Raw genomic sequence first — 18,413 nt, 5'->3', positions numbered from 1 at the left:
AGCACCGCAGGTAGAAGTCGTCGGGGCAGCCTCAGTCCCCTGGAGGCCCGCGCTCCAGGGCAGCCGGAGCGCGCGCGGCGCCGCGCATCACCTTGTGGCCACTGGCCGTTCCGGACGAAAGTGGGCGTGTGCCGACGGGCAACGAGCCGTCGGCCCCCACCTTTGACCGGGAGCACCGATGCCCGTCGTGGAATCCCGCATCGACACCGTGACGCTCTACCAGAAGGGCGCGCGGGTGACGCGGCTGCTGACGCTGGACTGCCCCGAGGGCCGCGCGCCCGGGGAGCTGGAAATCCCCCGGCTGCCGCTGGCACTGTTCGACCCCACGGTGCGCGTGCGGGTGCTGTCCTCCGGTGGCGATGGCGCGGACCTCACGGCCACGAACGTGCGCGTGGGCCTGTGGCTGCCGCCCCGCGAGGCGCCCCTGGAGACGGTGGACCAGGCCGCCCTGCGCACGCTGCGCCAACAGGCCAGGACGGTGGAGAGCCACATCCGCCAGCGCCAGTGGGAGCTGAACGTCTTCGGCGGCATCACCGTGCCCCCGCGCCCGAAGCCCGAGGAGGGCAAGCCACCACCGCCCTCGCCGCTGGGCGCGCGCATGGCGCTGGAGCAGTTCACCCATGACGGGGCACAGGCCCGGCTCGCGGAGATGCGCACCCTGGGCGAGCAGCTCCGCACGCTGCGCGAGGAGGTGGCCGTCCTCGAGCAGCGGCTGGCCCTGGCCTCCACCGCGCGGCAGGTGACGGCCCAGGACCTCTACAAGTCCGTGCATGTGCAGCTGCGCCATCAGGGCCCCGCGCTCTCCCGCGCGAGCCTCTCCGTGGAGTACTTCGTTCCTGGCGCTCGCTGGGCGCCCAGCTACCAGTGCCGCCTGACGCGGGACTGCCGGCAGATGGAGCTGGTGATGCGCGCCCTCATCGGCCAGCACTCTGGAGAAGACTGGAGCGGGGTGAAGCTGGTGCTCTCCACCGCCGCCCCGCTGAGCTGGACGGAGCTGCCGGAGCTGTCCTCCATCCGCATCGGCCGCGCGCAGCCCCCGCCCCCCGCACGCGCGGGCTTCCGGCCGCCGCCGCAGGGCGCGGCTTCGCTCTTCTCCGACTTCGACCGGGACAGGCAGGCGCTGCTGCGCATCCTGCCTTCACCTTCACCCTTCCCTCTTCCCGCCCTCAGCGAGCCCGTGGACCTCGAGAGCCTGGAGCCCCCCGTCCCGTCGGAACCGGACATGGACGCCTTCATGAGCGAGGCCGGCGACGACGAGGCCGAGGAGCGGCTCGCCGCCCCCTCGATGAAGTCCTATGCCGCCCGGGATGAGGAGGAGCTGCTCGATGAGCCCATGCCGGTCGAGGCTTCCCTGGCCCCTCCTCGTCCCGCGCCCAGGAGCCTGATGCCCGCCTCCGCCGGGGCGCCCGCGCGCCGCAAGGAGATGTCCAAGAAGATGGACCGGGGCGGGCCCGCTCCGGGGTATGGCGCCGGGCCCACGCAGGCCGGCCTGGAGGCGGTGGTCTTCACGCACCTGCGGCTCGCCCCCGCGTCGGACGGGGCGCACCGCAACCGGCTCCAGCCCATGGATGCGCGCCGCTTCTACCTGGAGACGCTGGCGCGCTTCCAGGTGGAGGTGACGTTCGACGTCATGGCGGCGGTGGCCGGGGCGGAGGCACTCGCCCAGGGCATGGCCTCCACGCCGCTGCCCGGCGGCACCGCCGACGTGAGGAACGCCTCCAGCCGCTTCGACTTCAGCTACACGGCCGAGGCCACCGTGGACGTCCCCTCGGACGGCGTCTTCCACTCCGTGGCGCTGGGCGCGCGCACCGGCGACGCCAGTGTCCTCTACGTGGCCGTGCCCCGGGAGGACTCGAACGTCTACCGGCAGGCCGAGGTGAACAACCCGCTGCCCGCCCCCATGCTGGCCGGCCCCGCCGAGGTGTACGTGGGCGGCGAGTACGTGCTGTCCACCACCCTGCCCACCGTGGCCCCCCGCGGCAACTTCAAGCTGGGCCTGGGCGTGGAGCAGGCCATCCGCTGCGCGCGCAACACCCGCTACCGCGAGCAGCGCAGCGGCTCCAAAATCGTGGCGACGACGGAGCTGTGGCACGACCTCACCATCGACCTGGCCAACAACCTGGACCGGGACATCACCTGCGAGGTCCGCGAGCGCATTCCCCAGCCCGCGCCCGACGCGGAGGTGGTGGTGGAAGAGGGCACCGTCACCCCGGCGTGGGAGCCCTACACGCAGCAGGAGCGCGGCAGCAAGGCGCTGGAGGGCGGGCGGCGCTGGCGCCTCACCGTGCCGGCCAACCAGACACAGCAGCTCTCCGCGCAGTACGTGGTGAAGCTGTATGCCAACAACGAGCTCGAGGGCGGCAACCGCCGCGAGGCCTGACATGAGCACGGAGATTCAGACGCAGGGTGTGGAGCGCCAGGAACCCCCGCTGCCCACCGGGGCCACGCGGCTGGACGCGCCGGTGCGCGGCGTGACGCTGCTGGAGGACCGCGCGCAGGTGACGCGCCAGGGCACCGTGCGCGTGCGCGCCGGGCAGAACCGTGTCGTGCTCCCGGGCATCGCGCCCGTGCTGCAGGACGTGTCCCTGCGCGCCGAGGTGCGCTCCGGCCCCGCGCGGGTGGCGGACGCCCGCCTCCGCCGGGCCCTGCGCATCCGCACCGCGGACAGGCCGGAGGCCGCCCGCCTCCTGGAGGAGCGGCTGCGCGCCCTCCAGCGCGAGTACGGACAGGTGCTCGAGGACCAGGTGCGCGGCAGGCTTCGCTTCGAGCGCGTGGGCAACATGCTGGTCCTGGGCGCCGGCGAAATCCCCGAGGACGCCGGCTGGGGCATGGGCACCGCGGCCCAGTGGCAGGACACCTTCGACGCGATGTTCCGCCGGGCCCGCCAGCTGCGCGAGGAGGCACTCCAGGCCAGCTTCACGATGGAGCGGCTGTCGGAAGAGCTGACCGCGGTGGCGCGCCAGCGGCAGGCGATGGACCGCGTGGACCACCAGGTGGTGTCCTGGCTGGAGGCGGACCTGCTGGCCAGCGCCGACGGCGAGGTGGAGGTCCACATCGACTATGTGGTGCCCAATGCCATGTGGCGGCCGCTGCACACGGCCCGGCTGGTGGAGGGCGGGCAGGTGCGCTTCACCGCGTCCGCCGCGGTGTGGCAGGACACGGGCGAGGACTGGAAGGACGTGGACCTCCATTTCTCCACGGCGCGCTCCTCGCTGGGAATCGAGCCGCCGCTGCTGGGCGACGACCTGCTCACCGTGAAGAAGAAGAACGAGACGGTGCTGGTGCAGGCGCGCCAGGTGGCGGTGCAGAAGGCCGGCCTGGGCAGCGCTCCCGCGAAGGGCTCCGCGCCGGCCACCGTGGACCTGCCGGGCGTGGACGACGGCGGCGAGACGCGCAACCTGCGGGCGCCCGGGAAGAACACCGTCCCCTCGGACGGGCGGCCCAACGTCGTGCCGCTCTTCACCTTCGAGGACGCGGCCCGCTCGGAGCTGGTGGCCTTCCCGGAGCTGGAGGCCAAGGCCTTCCTCCGGGCGGTGGCGCGCAACACCTCCGCCAGCCCGGTGCTGGCGGGCCCGGTGGAGCTGCTGCGCGACAACGGCTTCGTGGGCTGGACACAGACGCTGTTCGTGGCGCCCCAGGAGAAGTTCGAGCTGAGCTTCGGCCCGGACGACGCCATCCGCATCCAGCGCGAGGACAAGAAGCACCGCGAGGAGGTGAACCCGGTGAGCAAGTGGACCGAGCACACCCTGCACCGGCTCATCTACCTGTCCAACCTGTCCGGCGAGGCGCGCACCGTCACCGTCACCGAGCGCATCCCCGTGGCGGAAATCGAGCACGTGAAGGTGGAGCTGGACACGAAGAAGACCACCGGCGAGCCCGTGCTCGACGAGAACGGCTTCGTCACCTGGAAGGTGGAGCTGCCCGCCAACGGGCAGACCACGCTCCACCTGTGGTTCAGGATGTCGATGGCACCGGGGGTGCAAATTTCCTGAACGGCGGGATACGGGAAACCCGCGACATCAGGACACCCAAGCGCACTCGTACACACGACAGGCAACCTTGTGCGCCTCCTTGCGACAATACCTGGGTGGAGTGATGGAAGAGGAGCGGACCCGTGGACCTTCGCCTTGCCCGTACCCAGCCGTCCGCGACCCAGAGCACCGTCGCGAACAAGGGGGGCGCGAAGGGCCGCGACTGGCTGAACATCCCCCACATCAACCAGCTCCGCCCGGACGGTGCCAACGAGGGCTACGTCAACGGAGCCTCCTTTTGTGGCCCCGCCGTGGTGGCGATGCTGGCCCGGGGGGCCAACAGGCAGGGCAATCTGAGTGATGCCCGGCTCATCCAGGAGCTCTCCGAGGGCCTGGTGTCCCGGAAAGGGAGCTCGCCCCAGGACCTGACGAAGATGCTCGAGCGCGTCAGCCTCCCCCTGGGCGGCCCGGCGTTGTCCGGCTCCTACACGGACACCCAGTTGCAACAGCACCTGCGCCAGGGAAACAAGCTCATTGCCCAGGTGGAGTCGGTCAACCCGAAGACGGGGGAGCGGAGCGCGCACTACATCCTGGTGCGCGGGATGACGCCCGACGGCAACTACCGCATCTCGGATCCACTGGCCAACGGGCCACAGGTGATGTCTCCCCACCGGCTCCGCGGGCTCATCAGCCGGGCGCCGCCGGATGGAGGGATGCTCATCCCCGTGGCCCAGCCTCGCAACATCCCCAAGGGCTCCGGCGCTGGCACACCCCGGCCCGCGTCGCTGGACGCGTCGGGGCGAAACGACGGCCCCATCGGCATCATGGCTCGCCGTGAGGCGCGCAACGACTTCAAGCTCGGCATCGACTACGGCGGCCACGAGGTACGCCGCGACAGCGGGTCCATCAGCTCCATCGGCTTCGGGTCGCGCAGCAACTTCAACATGGACCTGGACTGCATCGGCCGCGATGCGATGCGCTACGGCTCCAGCCGGCCGGTGACTCCGAACCGCTTCTCCGCGGACGACTTCGCGGGCCGGCTGCTGTGGCTCAAGAGGAAGGGAGAGCCCAAGGCCCTCGCCGTCCTGGAGCTCCTCCAGTCCAGCCCCTACCCCAGGGATCAGCGGGTCTTCGAGCGCGTCATGAGGGCCGAGCTGCGCCAGCCCGGCATTGGAAAGAAGATACTGGGCGACCCCTGCTGAGCGGCGGCGCCGGGCTCCGCTCGCGGCGGGTGCCAGGCGCACCGCGTGTGCTAGCCTCCGGGCCGCCTTGGCATCGGAGCCTTCAGAGGAAGAAGAGGCGCTCGCGGCGTCGGAGACCACGCCTCTCGAGCAGGTGCGCGGCCCCGCGCGCATCCGCCTGAAGCTCCTGTTCCTCTCCGGGCCGGACGTGGGCCGCAGCGTGCCGCTCGAGCCCGGCCAGTACCGGATTGGCTCATCCCCCTCGTGCGAGATTGCGCTGAGCGACAAGACTGTCTCGCGCCAGCACCTGCGGCTCGTGGTGCGTGAGGACGGCGTGCGGGCCGTGGACGCGGGTTCGCGCAATGGCTCCTTCTGCGAGCAGATGCGCTTCTCCGAGCTCGAGGTCCGCGTGGGGGCGGTCCTCCAGGTGGGCACCACCGAGTTCAAGCTGGTGCCGGAGGAGTCTCGCGAGCGCATCATCCGTCCTTCCGCGCGGGAGTCCTTTGGCGCGCTGGTGGGCGACAGCCGGCCCATGCGCGAGCTGTTCACCCTGCTGGAGCGGCTGGCGGCGGGAGACGCGGATGTGCTCGTGCAGGGCGAGACGGGCACGGGAAAGGAGCTGTGCGCCGAGGCGCTTCATCAGCAGGGCCGGCGCAGCCAGGGCCCGTTCGTCATCGTCGACCTGGCCGGCGTGGCGCCCTCGCTCATCGAGTCCGAGCTGTTCGGCCACGTGAAGGGGGCCTTCACCGGAGCCCATGGGGAGCGCGCCGGGGCCTTCGAGCGGGCCCACGGGGGCACCGTCTTCCTGGATGAGGTGGGGGAACTGCCGCTGGAGCTCCAGCCCAGGCTCCTGCGGGTGCTGGAGCGGCGCCAATTGAAGCGGGTGGGCGCCAATGACTACCGCACCGTGGACATGCGGGTGGTCGCCGCCACGCATGTCGACCTGGAAGCCGCGGTGAAGGCCGGCAGGTTCCGCAGGGACTTGTTCCACCGGCTGGCCGTGCTGCGCGTCACCCTGCCCCCCCTGCGCGAGCGGCCCGAGGACCTCCCCCTCCTGGTGGACACGGTGCTGCGGCGGATGGGCAAGCCCCCGGGCGCGCTGTCGGAGCAGACGCGCGCGCTGCTGGCCCAGTACCCGTGGCCGGGCAACGTGCGCGAGCTGCGCAACGTGGTGGAGCAGGTGGTGAACCTGGGCGAGGAGACGCTGCCCGAGCTGACACCGGACCCGCTCGGGCACTCCGTCGACGCGGGCGCGGCCGGCCTGGAGCTGCCCTTCAAGGAAGCCAAGGAGCGGCTCATCGAGGGCTTCGAGCGCGACTACCTCCGGAGCCTGATGGAGCGCTGCGAGGGCAACCTCTCCCGCGCCTCGCGCGAGGCCGGCATCGACCGGTTCTACCTGCGCAAGCTGATGAAGAAGCACGGGCTGGACGCGCACTGAGCCCGGGGTGGCGACTCCAGTCGCCAGGTGGCAACGCGACTCGCCAGGGACGACTCCCGCCGCCAGGGCCCGCGTGCCCTGCCGCCCGCGCTAAACCCCTGAAGAGACGAAGCGCACCTTGTGCCGCAAGCCCGGTGCGTGTGTGGCACGCCCCTCGCAGTAGGCATGGGCACACACCAGCGCTCCTCCGGACGCTGCGAACCTGAAAGGCAAACCCCATGCGCGCCATCGGCTCTTCTGCTTCTTCCCACGCTCAGCGGACCTCCTTCGCCACCCGCCAGGACAACCAGAACAACCGCATCCAGAAGGGCATCAGTGACGGAACCCTCACCTCCGAGGAGGCCAGCGGCCTGATGGCGAAGCAGGCCCAGATCGCGGAGGCGAAGGGCAAGGCGATGGCCGACGGCAAGATTGACGGAAAGGAGCGCAAGGAGCTGCGGCAGCTGCAGCGGGGCGCCAGCCGCGACATCTTCGAGCAGCGGCACAACACGTCCGAGCGCCCCGTCGCGCCCGAGCAGCGGGGCTCCAACATCGACGGCCACCAGACCGGCCAGCGCAACCGCATCCAGAAGGGCCTGGGTGACGGCTCGCTCAGCGCCGGCGAGGCCGGCCCCCTGCTGGAGCAGCAGACCAAGCTCGCGGAGGCCAAGGGCAAGGCGATGGCCGACGGGACGATTGACGAGGCGGAGTACAGCCAGCTCCGGCAGCTGCAGCGGGAGGCCAGCATCAGCATCTTCAACGCGCGCCACAACGATGGCATCCGGGCGTAGCTGCCCCGGGCCTCTCCCGCTCCCGCTCAGTGCGGCCTGGAGCGTTCGGAGGCGCTCTGGGAAACAGGGCGCTCCTTCCGGGCCTCGAGCCAGGCGCTGATGTCCGCCGCCTGCCGCTGCTGGCCCAACGCCGTGTAGCGCTCCCGGGCCCGCCGCGCCTCCTCGCGGGCCTGCTCCGGTGTCTGTCCGGCAGCCCACAGCGCCTGGGCCAGGGTGAAGCCCGTCTGCGCGAGCGCCTCCGGGTCCGTGTTCTCGAAGGAGAGCGCCTGCCGCAGAGGCACGATGGCCTGGGCGGGAAGGCCCTGGGCCAGCAGCGTCTTGCCCACGCCGTCCAGGGAATAGGAGAGGTCGGGGTGCTCCGCGCCGAGCGCCCGTCGCTTGAGCGCCTCGGCCTCGCGAAAGGACTTCAGGGCCTCGTCGTAGCGCTTCAGCTGGAGGAAGCACTCGCCCAGCTCGTCCAGGTCGTCAGCGGTGGAAGGGTGCTCTGGCCCTAGCGCGGCCTGGCGGACCGCGAGCGCCGTCCGGGCGTACTCCAGCGCCCGGGCAGGCTCCCCGCGCTCCCGATACGCCGTGGCCAGCATGCTCCGGCGGATGGCGACCTCGGGGTGTTGCGGTCCCTTGAGCTCCTCCGTGCGCCGCAGCGATTCACTCAGCATCGCGATGGCCCTGGGAAGATCTCCCAGGCGCAGCGCCGCGAGGCCCAGGGCGTGGCTCACCTTGGCCCGCCGCGGGTCCTCCGGCGCGAGAGACTCTTCCATCGCGCGAGCCTTGGAGAAGGAATCCCAGGCCTCCTGGTAGCGCCCGCCGAAGAGGGCGGTGTAGCCCAGGTTCACGTTCAGGTCGAAGGCCGCGGGCGGCTCGCTGCCCACCCGCTCGAGCACGCCCCGCGCCAGGTCGCCCCACCGGCGCGCCTCGTCTGGGTGGCCGTTGTTGGCCAGCGCGTAGGTGAAGCGGGTGAGCGCCTCCAGGCGCTGCCGGTCCGCGCGGCCCGCCTCGGCGTCGCGCAGGGCGCGCTCGAAGTGGCGCAGGCTCTCCTCCGCCTCGCCCTGCTGATGAAGCAGCCAGGCCAGCAGGTAGCTCAGCTCGGCCTGGAAGGGACGCCAGGCGGTGAGGGCCGCCTGGGGCTCCAGCTTCCGCGCCAGCTCCAGCCCCTGGGCATAGCGGCCCGCATCGAGCAGCACGCGGACCTGGGCGAGCTGCGCGCCGAGCTGCTCGATGGCGGCGCGGCGCAAGGGGTCGGCGGGCAGCGCGGGCTGCTCGGCCAGGGACTCGATGTCGCGGCACTCTTCGAAGCCCGGGAGCGCAGAGGCCGCATCCACGGCGCGCTCCACCACCTTGCCGTCCGCGCTGGTGAGCAGGTCCACCAGCGCGCCCAGGCTCTTGCGGCGACGCTCCAGGCACACCATGCGCAGGGACAGCAATTCCTCCGTCTGCTCGCCGCGCACGCGGGTGGCCTCGCAGGCCTCGGTGTGCAGGCGGGCCCACCCGCCGGCATAGGCATCCAGCAGCCGCGTCACCCCGTGGGCGCTCTCCGAGGCAAAAGGCCTGCCCGTGGCGTGGAAGGCGGCCTCCAGCTTTTGCCGCGCTGCGGGCCCCCATACGGAAGCCACGAGGGAGTCCGCCCCCGCGCACACCTGGCTCTGGCGGTGGAGGAACAGTCCAATGCCCGCGGTGGCCGCCGTCAGCAGGCCCAGGGCCGCCAGGGCTCCACGGCGGTTGCTCCGCCGCTGCTCCCAGGAGAGCTCCTCCAGCAGGGCCTCCATGGAAGGGAAGCGGTCCTCCGGGTGCAGGGACAGGCCCCGCATCATCGCGTTCCGCACCCGGGCGGGGACGCGGGGCTCCGTGGGAGGCACCTTCGCGGTGCCACGAGGCAGCAGCCGCCAGGCCTCTGCGCCAGGGGGCGCCTTGTCCTGGTGTTGAACCGCCTGGGTGGCCGCCGCGACCATGAGCCGGGGCTCCACGGCGTGCTTGCGGTACAGCGCCCAGAACAGCGAAGCGCAGAAGCTGAACTGGTCCGTGCGCGCGTCCACGCCGCTGCCCAGGTACTGCTCGGGCGGCATGAAGTGGGGAGTGCCCTTCACGAACCCCGCCTGCGTCAGCGGCGTGGCGAGTTGGAGTCCGCCCATCCGGCCCAATGTCTCTTCCTCGTGGAGTCGAGTCCCCTCCTCCTCGTGGGGCAGGGGGTTGAGCCGTGCCAGCCCGAAGTCCGTCACGCAGACGCGGCCGTTGCGTCCGAGGAGGACGTTGGCGGGCTTGAAGTCCCGGTGCACCAACCCCACCCGGTGCGCCGCGAGCAGACCCTGTCCCGCCTGGTGGAACACGCGCAGCACCTCCTGCGGCGTGGGGGGCGACTGCTGGCGGACCCACTCGTGGAGGTTCTGGCCCTGGATGAACTCCATGGCGATGAAGACCCCCCCGCCCACCGTGCCTACGTCATGCACGGTGATGACGTTGGGGTGGGAGACGCGGGCCATGGCCTGGGCCTCGCGCTGCAACCCGGCCGCCTCATCCATGACGCCGGGGCGGGCCTTGTCCGGGCGCAACAGCTTGAGGGCCACCTTGCGGTCCAGCTCCGGATCATAGGCGGCGTAGACCACGCCCATGCCGCCCTGCCCCACCGGATTGAGGATGAGGTAGCGCTCGACGTGGGTGCCGCGCTCCAGCACGAGCCCCGCGCCCTCGGGAGGGGGCGAGGTGTCAGGTGCGCTGGGGAGTCGCTCCTGGAGCCCCCGCGGGAGCGGCGGACCGGCGGGCTCCGTCACGCCCTCCTCGCCAGGGTGGGAGACGTCGTCATCGGCAGGAGGTCTGCTCATCGGCCCCGCAGCATAAGGCCGCAGAGGGGCCGCTTACGAGGCCACGAAGCCGTGGCTGCGGGCCTTGTCCGGCGTGGTGCCAGTCATCCGCCGGAACATCGCGATGAAGGCGGAGGCACTGCTGTAGCCCAGGTCGAGCGCGATGGCCTCCACCGACTGGCCCTGCTCCAGCATCGCGAGCGCCTTGACCACGCGCAGCCGCTGGCGCCACTCGCTGAACGACAGCCCCAGGTGTTGCTGACAGCGCCGCTCCAGCGTGCGCTCGGTGGTGTGCAGCACGCGAGCCCACTCGGCCAGGGAGCGTTCATCCTCCGGGTGTTGCTCGAGTGCCGTGAGGACCGGCTCCAAGAGCGGGTCGTCGGACATGGGCAGGTAGCTCCCATGGGCGGGGGCCAGCGTCAGTTGGTCGATGAGCACCCGGAACAGCCGGCGCTCGGCGCTCGTGCGCGGCTGCGCCAGTTCATTCGCGCGCAGGTGCTCCAGCAATGACTTCATCAGCGGACTCACCGCCAGCGCGCACGTCGTCCTGGGCAGTCCCCGGCACCACTCCTGCGCGAGGTAGAGCGAGCAGTGGCTCGCCTCGAAGCGGTTCATTCCCCGATGCTCCACGTCGGGTGGAAGCCAGATGCCGTACTGCGGTGGCGCCAGGTAGTGGCTGCCCGCCAGCTTCAGCTCCATCACCCCGCTGAACGCGTAGACGAACTCACCCCAGGGATGCCGATGCCGGGGATACGTCGCCGCGGCAGGCAGGCTTGCCGTCCGGAAATACACGGGGTGAGGGAGCTTGGAGGTGAAAGGAACCTGGAGCTGCTTCGCCATGGCGCCTTCTCGGGATGGGTTGTCGGAGTCTCGCTATATCAATCAGCTCCGCCATGCGAAGGATGTTCGCATGAGTTCTCATCGGAAACCCGCGGACGGCTTCGCGCTCGTGACCATGCTCGTGCTGTGCTGCATCTGGGGCATGCAGCAGGTGGCCGTCAAGCTGGCCGCCCCCCACATTCCGTCCCTGATGCAGATGGCGGTGCGCTCGGGTGTGGGGGCGCTGCTCGTGGGGCTGCTGTGCTGGCTGCAAGGCGAGCGGAGGCTCCTACGTCATGGCCCCTGGCGCCCTGGCCTTCTCGCGGGTGTGCTCTTCGCCCTGGAATTCCTCTTCGTCGGCGAGGGGCTGCGTCACACGCACGCTTCGCACATGGGCGTCTTCCTCTACACGTCCCCCGTCTTCGCCGCGCTGGGCCTGCACTGGCTGGTGCCTTCCGAGCGGATGCGGCGAACGCAGTGGTTGGGCATCGGCGTGGCTTTCGCGGGCATCGCGCTGGCCTTTGGCGGCGGGTGGCTCCAAGGAGGCATCAGCCCGGGTGTGCTCTGGGGCGATGCGCTGGGACTGCTCGCGGGCCTGGCCTGGGGCGCCACCACCGTGGTGATTCGTGTCTCGTCGCTGTCTGATGCGCCGCCTACCCAGACGCTCCTCTACCAGCTGGTGGGCGGCGTCGCGCTCCTGCTGCCGGTGGCCCTGCTCACCGGACAGGCCGGCCCGATATCGATGGCCCCCATCGCGTGGGCGAGCTTGCTGTTCCAGGGCGTCATCGTCTGTTTCGCCAGCTACCTCACCTGGTTCTGGCTCCTGCGCCGGTATCTCGCCTCCAACCTGTCGGTCTTCTCCTTCATGACGCCCCTGTTCGGCGTCAGCGCGGGCATCCTGGTGCTGAATGAGCATGCGGACGGCTTCTTCGCCGTGGGGGCCGTGTTGGTGCTCACCGGGATTCTCATCGTCAGTGGCTCCAGCCTGCTGCGGCATGCTCCCGCGCTGAAGACGGGGACGACCTGAGCGCTCCGCGAGCGTGCGAGGCTTCAGTGTGGTGGTGGAGGAGTTGGCCGAGGTGCGTGGCGAGGACGCTGGGCGCTCTGTCCTACGCACGTTCGACCTTTTTCGAAAGCCGGTGAGGGAAAACCCGGCAGGGGTCCGTTCTCGGGTTGGTCATGCAAGCAACACCCAGAACCGCGGTGTTGCGCGCCGGTCTCCACTTTTCGCGGCGCAAAGGGCTCGTGCACGCGAGCACGGCCCTGCTCTCGCATGACGGAACTCGCGCTCCGAACACGAGAGAGAAACCATGAAGACGACGAAGTGGAGTGTCCTGGCACTGCTCGCCGGCGGTGTGGGCTGCGGCATGCCCGAGGGTGAGGCTCCCGAGCGAATCGAGCTCGGAGCTCAGCAGGCCGGGATTGCCCGGGGAACCGCTGTTCCCGACGGCACCTATCCGTGGGCAGTCTCACTGCACACGAGCTCCGCCACCTCGACCGCGAACCGCACCTGCAGCGGCTCGCATATCGCCCCGGGCTGGGTCCTGTCGGCGCAGCACTGCTTCGACGCCAACCTCGACGGAACCATCTCCGCCGCGGAGCTCTCGGCCACCGAAGTCTGGGCGTCGCTCAACCGCACCCGCATCAGCGACACCAGCCGCGGCCAGGTCATCCAGGGGGCAGAGGTCTTCCTCAACAACACCAATGACCTCGCGCTGCTCCGGCTCGCCACGCCGTCCAGCGCCCCCATCGTTCAGCTCGCCACGGCGATTCCGGCCGTCAACGCCGCCGTGACACCGGCCAGTTGGGGCCGCATCGAAAACAACACCACCCCCGACAACATGCAGGAGGGTGAATTCCGCGTGACGGGCTCGAACGCGCTCGACCTCTTCTACCTCAACGTCAACACCGAGGAGATGTGCGGCGGAGACAGCGGCGGCTCCGTGTTCACCCAGGTCGGCGGCGTCTTCCAACTCGTGGCCGCGCACACGAACTCTCCGGGCGGCTGTGGCGTCGCTACCGGCAACGCCACCGGCTCGCGCATCGATGTCGCGCTGCCCTGGATTCGCAGCATCATTCCCGCCGCCTTCGGCTTCGTCTGGGCGGACCAGCCGTCGTCCGCCAGCTACAACCCGAGCGCCAACTACTCGTTCAACTCCACCGGCGGCACCAACGCCATCACCCGCCTCGGCACCGGCTACTACCGCGTCGACCTGCCGGGACTCGGCCAGTCCAATGGCAACGTCCAGGTGACCGCCTACAACTCCGCCAACCGGTGCAAGCCCGTCAGCTGGGGCCCCTCCGGAACGACCCAGCAGGTCTGGGTCCAGTGCTTCACTCCGGCGGGCGTGGACGCTGACACGACCTTCGTCGCGCAGTACTACCGCGCGGGCGCGGGCAACCCCGAGCAGGGCGCCTACCTCTGGGCGAGCCAGCCGACCTCCGCGAGCTACACGCCCTCCAGCGACTACTCCTACAACTCGCGCGGTGGCACGAACCAGGTCACCCGCAGCGGCGTGGGCGTCTACCAGGCCTCGCTGCCGGGCTTCACCACCTCGGGCGGCAACGTCCAGGTGACGGCCTACGGCTCCACCACCGACTACTGCAAGGTCGCCAGCTGGAGCACGAGCAGCGTCAACGTGCGGTGCTTCGACACCGCGGGCAACCCGTCCGACTCGGTCTGGACCCTGCGCTACACCGACCAGCACGTCGCGAACAACGGCCAGCGCGGGGCGTACGCCTGGGCGAGTGACGCCACGTCCGCCTCCCACACGCCGTTCGCCACGTACCAGTGGCACAGCCAGGGGAACTCCCTGACGGCCACCCATCCTTCCGTGGGCACGTATGGGGTCAACATCCCCAACATGACCTCGTCCAACAAGACGAGCGCGACGGTGACTGCCTACGGAAGCGCCAACCTCTACTGCAATGTCGGAAGCTGGAGCACGGATGGCGCCGGGGGCACCGACGTCACCGTCCACTGCCGGAACCCCACGGGGATGCTCGCGGACTCGCAGTTCACCCTGAGCTTCATCACCAACCTCTGAGCCCACAACTCCGGTGCGCGGCGGGCGGAGTTCCGCTCACGCGCACCGGAGTGCCTTCACGGCACTCCACCTCCAGAGGCTGTCTGCGCAGGGCTTGCTTCGCCCAGCCTGGATGCAGGTGCTCCCCTGTTGCATCGGTAGGAGAGCGATTACCTCTGTCCTGGTGCATGGCACCTGCGAGTGGAGGAGCCCGAAATGTCGCGAGCACAGCGAGAGAACGCGCGAAGTCCAGAGCGCCTGGTCCCCTGGCAGACGGTGCCCGGCAAGCTTCGAAAGAGGCTGCTGGCAACGGTCTGGACCCTGCTACCGCTGGCCGGCCTGGCCGTCCTGGCGCCAGCCGGTGCCAGCGCTGGTCCCCCTGCCGAGGAGGAGCAGGAGGCTGAACAGGTCGAGGCAGCCCCCGAGATTGCCGCCGAGGCCCAGGCACTCGACGTCAGTGATGAGGCTTTGACCGAGGACGCAGACAGGTTCATCAAGGACCACCCCCGCCCCAAAGGCAAGGCGGCCTCGGACTCGGAGGCACTGGCCAGGCGCATCGAGTCGGTCGACCCCGACCAATTCCTTCAGGCGCTCGAAGAGCTCCGGAAGGAGGGCCTGACCGCGGAGTCCACTCCAGATTTCGCGCAACGTCTGGAGAAGAAGCTCGAAGGGCTGCCCGCGGCGCCAAAGAAAGCAGCTTCGGATGACGTCGAGACACTGGCGCTCGGGCCCCAGGAGAAGAAGCTCTGCATCGCCTTTCCGGACTTCTGCGCGAGCTCGTTTGCGCTCGGCCAGGTCGCTGAGCAAAAGGCGAAGCGCTACGGAAAGCTGCACAACGGCAAGGGAGACGCGTTCAAGCATGCCTACTGGAGCGCACTGATGACGTTCTACCATTCGGAGCTCTGGGCGAAGGCGCTTGGCAACGCGCACGAAGCGCGGCCGAAGAATCCCAAGATCGAAAGGCGCATGGACCTGCACAACAACGCCGTCGGGCGGGGTCACGGCAAGCGCGCGAACATCGTCACCAGCGTCGACGATGGTGTGGACCGCAGCTTCAAGCGGGGCGACCTCTTGCGCATCTCTTGCGGCGGAAAAGGCCGCTCACATCTCGTCGCCACCGACCGGGGCGGAGACTATTGCGACTAGCAGGCGCTTCAGGGAGCTCAGGGCACGGAGAGGGAAATCCGGGCGTCGGCGTCCTCGTTGCACTGGGCCTCGTCCTCCTCGTGAGTGGCAGGCACGTGGCCCGCCGTCAGGTACAGGCCTGGAGGGCACCACCCTCGGTGAGGTGACGATGAACCAGCTCGGGTTCAATCCGTCCGGAGGCACCGCGGCGAAGGCGTTCCCGACGTTCAAGGCGTGGACGGCACGCTTCAAGGCGGAGAGGCCGAGCCGTGCTCCGGTCTCGCGACTGGCTCAGCGGACGGATTCCATGGCGAACTCGGTGTTGGGTACCTTCGCGCCTCCGGCGTAGCTCGGTGACGGCGTGCCCTTGCAGTTCTCCTCCGTGCGCATCGCGGTGATGCCGTCCTGGGCGCCGACCTTGAGCGACCGCACCAGGAACACCCCACCCACCAGGGTGTAGCAGTCCGTGCCTGGCAGGGAGATGCTGAGCTTGGAGCCTTCGTAGTTCTTCTTCTTCCAGAAGCAGACTTCCTTCGAGCCGCACTTCTTGCTGCGGGCTTCAGCGGTACCTTCCGGGGCCTCCTCCATCACGACCCCGTTGCTCAGGGTGGTGGTGGTGACGCCATCGTCGCTGGTGGTCTTCTCGACGACCGCGACCGCCTCCGATGCCGCTTGAGCCGTTCCTCCGACCATCAAGGTGACCGCGAGGGCAGCCCCGCCCGCAATGGCGAACGACCGGAACTTCCTGAACATGCTTCCCCCCCACAGTCCATGCCGGAGGTCCGCCACGACCGGGTGCTTGGGATCAAGAGGAGCCGAGTTGTCACCGCTCGCGGTGAGCTGTCCTGAGTACGTGCTCGTCATACCGTTCTCCCATGGGTTTGGCTGTCCGGACATAGGCAGTCAGAAGAAGCTTGCCACCGGATTGGAGCTCGGCACGGCGCGGGCATTCGACTGCTCTCCTGTCCCGAGCGATCCACGCCCACCCACGCGGGAGGTCAGGTGCCTGCGTGAGCCCAGGGTGGAGCGGTAGCCGTGCAGCCCCCAGCCGCTCCGTCACCTCACGCACGGTGAGCAGGCGCTCCGCCCCGCCCGGCAGCGCGCGGAGCCGAGCAGGAGCCGGACCTTGCAGCAAGGATGCAGCAAACCCCTTGGGACTCCCTGCTACCGGCCGGGACGACTGGACGGAGCAAGGATTCGAATCCCTTGACTGAACGTGCTTTCAGGTCCACTTTGAGCATGTGAAGGCGAGGCCCATCGACAATCCGCCCAACCCCTGGGCGAGCACCGCGGTGGAGTACCTGGACGAGATTCCGCCCTCGAAGCTGGAGGTGTTCGAGGACCACAGCCGTCAGGTGGTGTCGCGCAACGACAGCCCGGACGTGTGCTTCACCTGGAGCGTCAACCCGTACCGCGGCTGCCTCCACGCCTGCGCGTACTGCTACGCCCGGCCCACCCACCAGTACCTCGACCTGGGCGCCGGCACGGACTTCGAGACGAAGCTGGTGGTGAAGCCCCGCGCGCCGGAGTTGCTGCGCGAGGCCTTCGAGAAGCCCTCGTGGAAGGGCGAGACGGTGGTGTTCAGCGGCGTCACCGACTGCTACCAGCCGCTGGAGGCCTCGCTGCGCCTGACACGCGGGTGCCTGGAGGTCTGCGCCGAGTACCGCAACCCGGTGGGCATCATCACCAAGGGCGTGTTGATAGAGCGGGACCTCGACGTGCTTCAGCGCCTGGCCCGGGACGCGCGGCTATGGGTGAGCATCAGCCTGCCCTTCCACAACGCGGAATTGGCCCGCGCCATGGAGCCGTACGCGGCGTCACCGAGCCGGCGGCTGCTCGCGATTCAGCGGCTCACCGCGGCGGGCATCGACGTGGCGGTGTCCGTGTCCCCCGTCATCCCCGGCCTCAATGACGAGGACATCCCCCGGGTGCTGGCCGCGGCGCGCGCGGCCGGCGCCACCCGCGCGCACCACACGCTGGTGCGCCTGCCCGGCCCGGTGCAGCAGGTCTTCGAGGAGCGCCTGCGCGCGAAGCTGCCGCTGCGCGCCGAGCGGGTGCTGCACCGCATCCGCGAGACGCGCGGCGGGGAGCTGACGGACTCACGCTTCAAGAGCCGCATGCGCGGCGAGGGGCTCTACGCGGAGACCATCCACCGCCTCTTCCACACCGCGGCGAGGAAGGTCGGCATCCGCACCTCCTCCGTCACCGAGCACGACGCTCCGGACACCTTCCGGCGCCCGGAGCGCAAGCCGCCGCCCACGCCCCAGCTCAGCCTGTTCTGAGGGGCGCGTCGCGGCGGCTATTTTCGAATGGCCTGGACGATGGTGATGAGGATGACGGCCCCCACCGTGGCCACGGCCAGCGAGTAGAGGTTGAAGCCCGTCACGCCCCTGCCGCCAATCAGGCTGAACAGCCAGCCGCCAATCATGGAGCCGACGATGCCGGTGGCGATGTTCGCGAACATCCCCATCCGGGCATTGGTGCCCTTGATCATACTGGCCAACCAACCCGCGATACCGCCCAGCACCAGCCACGAGCAGATCCCCATTGCTTCCTCCTTGCCCACCGGTTGCTATCAGACCTGACACCCCCGTGCAGCCGGGCACCCCCTTCCGTACGCGAAAGGCGCCGGGGTATTGCCCCCGGGGGCTGGAAACGACGACGCCCCGTGTCGGACACGGGGCGCCGGGACTTCCTCACGCGAAGCGGAACGCTCAGTCCTTGCCGAGCATCCCGTCCTTGAGGTCGCCGTCCACGGGCTTCGCGCCCACGAAGACGGAGAAGAGCGCGTCCGAGAAGTCCTTGCCCTCGACGGTGATCTGCTTGCCGCTCTTGCTCTGCACCTGGGTGCCCTGGCCGGGCACGTAGGTGAGGGTGATTTCGTCACCCTTCTTCACGTCGGGGAGGGCCGCGGTGAAGGTGTCCAGCTTGGGCTGGAGCTCCGGCAGCTTGGCGCCGGCGTTCTTCTTGAAGCCCTCGGCCATGGCTTCGCCGATGGTCTTCTTGTCCAGGTCGCGCAGCATGTACATGCGCACGCGCTTGATTTCGTCGGCGCTGATGAGCTTCGCGCCGTCCTTGGACGGGTTCTCCACGTACAGCCCCGCCGTGTAGACCTTGAAGACCATCTTGGTGCGTACGCCCACCCCGTTGAGCTTCAGCTCCTTGCCTTCGACGGTGGCGGTCTCCGGATACTTCACGCCAGCGACCTCCTTGGCGAAGGCGGGAGCGGCGAGCAGCAGGGACAGCGCGACGGCGGACAGCTTGGCTTTCATGAAACCTCCGGTTGGGAAA

The 18,413-nt window shown here is 69.7% G+C and carries 14 protein-coding genes; 9 read left to right on the top strand and 5 right to left on the bottom strand.

The window, feature by feature from the left end; all coding sequences use genetic code 11:
• Positions 1-178: 178 nt before the first annotated feature.
• From G4D85_RS45235 to G4D85_RS45215, 5 genes are all read left to right on the top strand, one after another.
• Positions 179-2,380 carry a mucoidy inhibitor MuiA family protein gene (locus G4D85_RS45235; protein ID WP_164020734.1) on the top strand — a complete coding sequence of 734 codons (2,202 nt, stop codon included), beginning with the start codon at positions 179-181 and terminating at the stop codon, positions 2,378-2,380.
• Position 2,381: 1 nt separating this feature from the next.
• Complete coding sequence (locus tag G4D85_RS45230; RefSeq protein ID WP_164020732.1) at positions 2,382-3,992, top strand: mucoidy inhibitor MuiA family protein; 1,611 nt, start codon at positions 2,382-2,384, stop codon at positions 3,990-3,992.
• 122 nt (positions 3,993-4,114) lie between these two features.
• A complete protein-coding gene (locus G4D85_RS45225; RefSeq protein WP_164020730.1) occupies positions 4,115-5,173 on the top strand; it encodes a papain-like cysteine protease family protein in 1,059 nt (352 codons plus the stop codon).
• 133 nt (positions 5,174-5,306) lie between these two features.
• Entirely contained in the window at positions 5,307-6,590 is a 1,284-nt protein-coding gene (locus tag G4D85_RS45220) for a sigma 54-interacting transcriptional regulator (protein WP_164020777.1), read from the top strand.
• A gap of 218 nt (positions 6,591-6,808) precedes the next feature.
• Entirely contained in the window at positions 6,809-7,360 is a 552-nt protein-coding gene (locus tag G4D85_RS45215) for a hypothetical protein (RefSeq protein WP_164020728.1), read from the top strand.
• A 26-nt stretch (positions 7,361-7,386) separates the two neighbouring features.
• Here the strand turns inward: G4D85_RS45215 and G4D85_RS45210 are convergent, their stop codons facing one another.
• The gene (locus G4D85_RS45210; RefSeq protein ID WP_164020726.1) at positions 7,387-10,173 is read right to left on the bottom strand and encodes a serine/threonine-protein kinase; all 2,787 of its coding nucleotides are present in this window, start codon (positions 10,171-10,173) and stop codon (positions 7,387-7,389) included.
• 33 nt (positions 10,174-10,206) lie between these two features.
• The gene (locus tag G4D85_RS45205) at positions 10,207-10,992 is read right to left on the bottom strand and encodes an AraC family transcriptional regulator (RefSeq protein WP_164020725.1); all 786 of its coding nucleotides are present in this window, start codon (positions 10,990-10,992) and stop codon (positions 10,207-10,209) included.
• 70 nt (positions 10,993-11,062) lie between these two features.
• Here G4D85_RS45205 and G4D85_RS45200 point away from each other — a divergent pair, with 70 nt between their 5' ends.
• From G4D85_RS45200 to G4D85_RS45190, 3 genes are all read left to right on the top strand, one after another.
• Positions 11,063-11,998: a DMT family transporter gene (locus tag G4D85_RS45200; RefSeq protein ID WP_164020723.1), complete on the top strand. Its 936-nt coding sequence runs from the start codon at positions 11,063-11,065 to the stop codon at positions 11,996-11,998.
• A gap of 283 nt (positions 11,999-12,281) precedes the next feature.
• Complete coding sequence (locus tag G4D85_RS45195) at positions 12,282-14,018, top strand: S1 family peptidase (protein WP_164020721.1); 1,737 nt, start codon at positions 12,282-12,284, stop codon at positions 14,016-14,018.
• A 195-nt stretch (positions 14,019-14,213) separates the two neighbouring features.
• Positions 14,214-15,143 (top strand): DUF6973 domain-containing protein, encoded by a 930-nt coding sequence (locus tag G4D85_RS45190; RefSeq protein ID WP_164020719.1) that lies wholly within the window; start codon positions 14,214-14,216, stop codon positions 15,141-15,143.
• A gap of 270 nt (positions 15,144-15,413) precedes the next feature.
• Here G4D85_RS45190 and G4D85_RS45185 read toward each other — a convergent pair whose 3' ends face one another.
• Positions 15,414-15,875: a peptidase inhibitor family I36 protein gene (locus G4D85_RS45185; RefSeq protein ID WP_164020717.1), complete on the bottom strand. Its 462-nt coding sequence runs from the start codon at positions 15,873-15,875 to the stop codon at positions 15,414-15,416.
• 488 nt (positions 15,876-16,363) lie between these two features.
• Between G4D85_RS45185 and G4D85_RS45180 the strand changes: the two genes are divergently transcribed.
• Positions 16,364-17,404, top strand: a complete 1,041-nt coding sequence (locus G4D85_RS45180) for a PA0069 family radical SAM protein (RefSeq protein ID WP_164020715.1) — start codon at positions 16,364-16,366, stop codon at positions 17,402-17,404.
• 17 nt (positions 17,405-17,421) lie between these two features.
• Here the strand turns inward: G4D85_RS45180 and G4D85_RS45175 are convergent, their stop codons facing one another.
• Positions 17,422-17,670 carry a GlsB/YeaQ/YmgE family stress response membrane protein gene (locus G4D85_RS45175; protein WP_164020712.1) on the bottom strand — a complete coding sequence of 83 codons (249 nt, stop codon included), beginning with the start codon at positions 17,668-17,670 and terminating at the stop codon, positions 17,422-17,424.
• A gap of 166 nt (positions 17,671-17,836) precedes the next feature.
• A complete protein-coding gene (locus tag G4D85_RS45170) occupies positions 17,837-18,394 on the bottom strand; it encodes a chalcone isomerase family protein (RefSeq protein ID WP_164020711.1) in 558 nt (185 codons plus the stop codon).
• Between the last annotated feature and the right edge of the window lie 19 nt (positions 18,395-18,413).

The organism is Pyxidicoccus trucidator (genome assembly GCF_010894435.1).
Lineage (GTDB): Bacteria > Myxococcota > Myxococcia > Myxococcales > Myxococcaceae > Myxococcus > Myxococcus trucidator.
Note: the sequence above shows the minus strand (reverse complement) of the source record. Positions and strands in the feature narration are given on the sequence as shown.

What these genes read in the sequence shown, in the direction of transcription:
- G4D85_RS45215 (WP_164020728.1), top strand. Translation starts at nt 6,809, where the DNA reads ATGCGCGCCATCGGCTCTTCTGCTTCTTCCCACGCTCAGCGGACCTCC.
- G4D85_RS45175 (WP_164020712.1), bottom strand. Translation starts at nt 17,670, where the DNA reads ATGGGGATCTGCTCGTGGCTGGTGCTGGGCGGTATCGCGGGTTGGTTG.
- G4D85_RS45210 (WP_164020726.1), bottom strand. Translation starts at nt 10,173, where the DNA reads ATGAGCAGACCTCCTGCCGATGACGACGTCTCCCACCCTGGCGAGGAG.
- G4D85_RS45190 (WP_164020719.1), top strand. Translation starts at nt 14,214, where the DNA reads ATGTCGCGAGCACAGCGAGAGAACGCGCGAAGTCCAGAGCGCCTGGTC.
- G4D85_RS45230 (WP_164020732.1), top strand. Translation starts at nt 2,382, where the DNA reads ATGAGCACGGAGATTCAGACGCAGGGTGTGGAGCGCCAGGAACCCCCG.
- G4D85_RS45170 (WP_164020711.1), bottom strand. Translation starts at nt 18,394, where the DNA reads ATGAAAGCCAAGCTGTCCGCCGTCGCGCTGTCCCTGCTGCTCGCCGCT.
- G4D85_RS45200 (WP_164020723.1), top strand. Translation starts at nt 11,063, where the DNA reads ATGAGTTCTCATCGGAAACCCGCGGACGGCTTCGCGCTCGTGACCATG.
- G4D85_RS45205 (WP_164020725.1), bottom strand. Translation starts at nt 10,992, where the DNA reads ATGGCGAAGCAGCTCCAGGTTCCTTTCACCTCCAAGCTCCCTCACCCC.
- G4D85_RS45185 (WP_164020717.1), bottom strand. Translation starts at nt 15,875, where the DNA reads ATGTTCAGGAAGTTCCGGTCGTTCGCCATTGCGGGCGGGGCTGCCCTC.
- G4D85_RS45235 (WP_164020734.1), top strand. Translation starts at nt 179, where the DNA reads ATGCCCGTCGTGGAATCCCGCATCGACACCGTGACGCTCTACCAGAAG.
- G4D85_RS45195 (WP_164020721.1), top strand. Translation starts at nt 12,282, where the DNA reads ATGAAGACGACGAAGTGGAGTGTCCTGGCACTGCTCGCCGGCGGTGTG.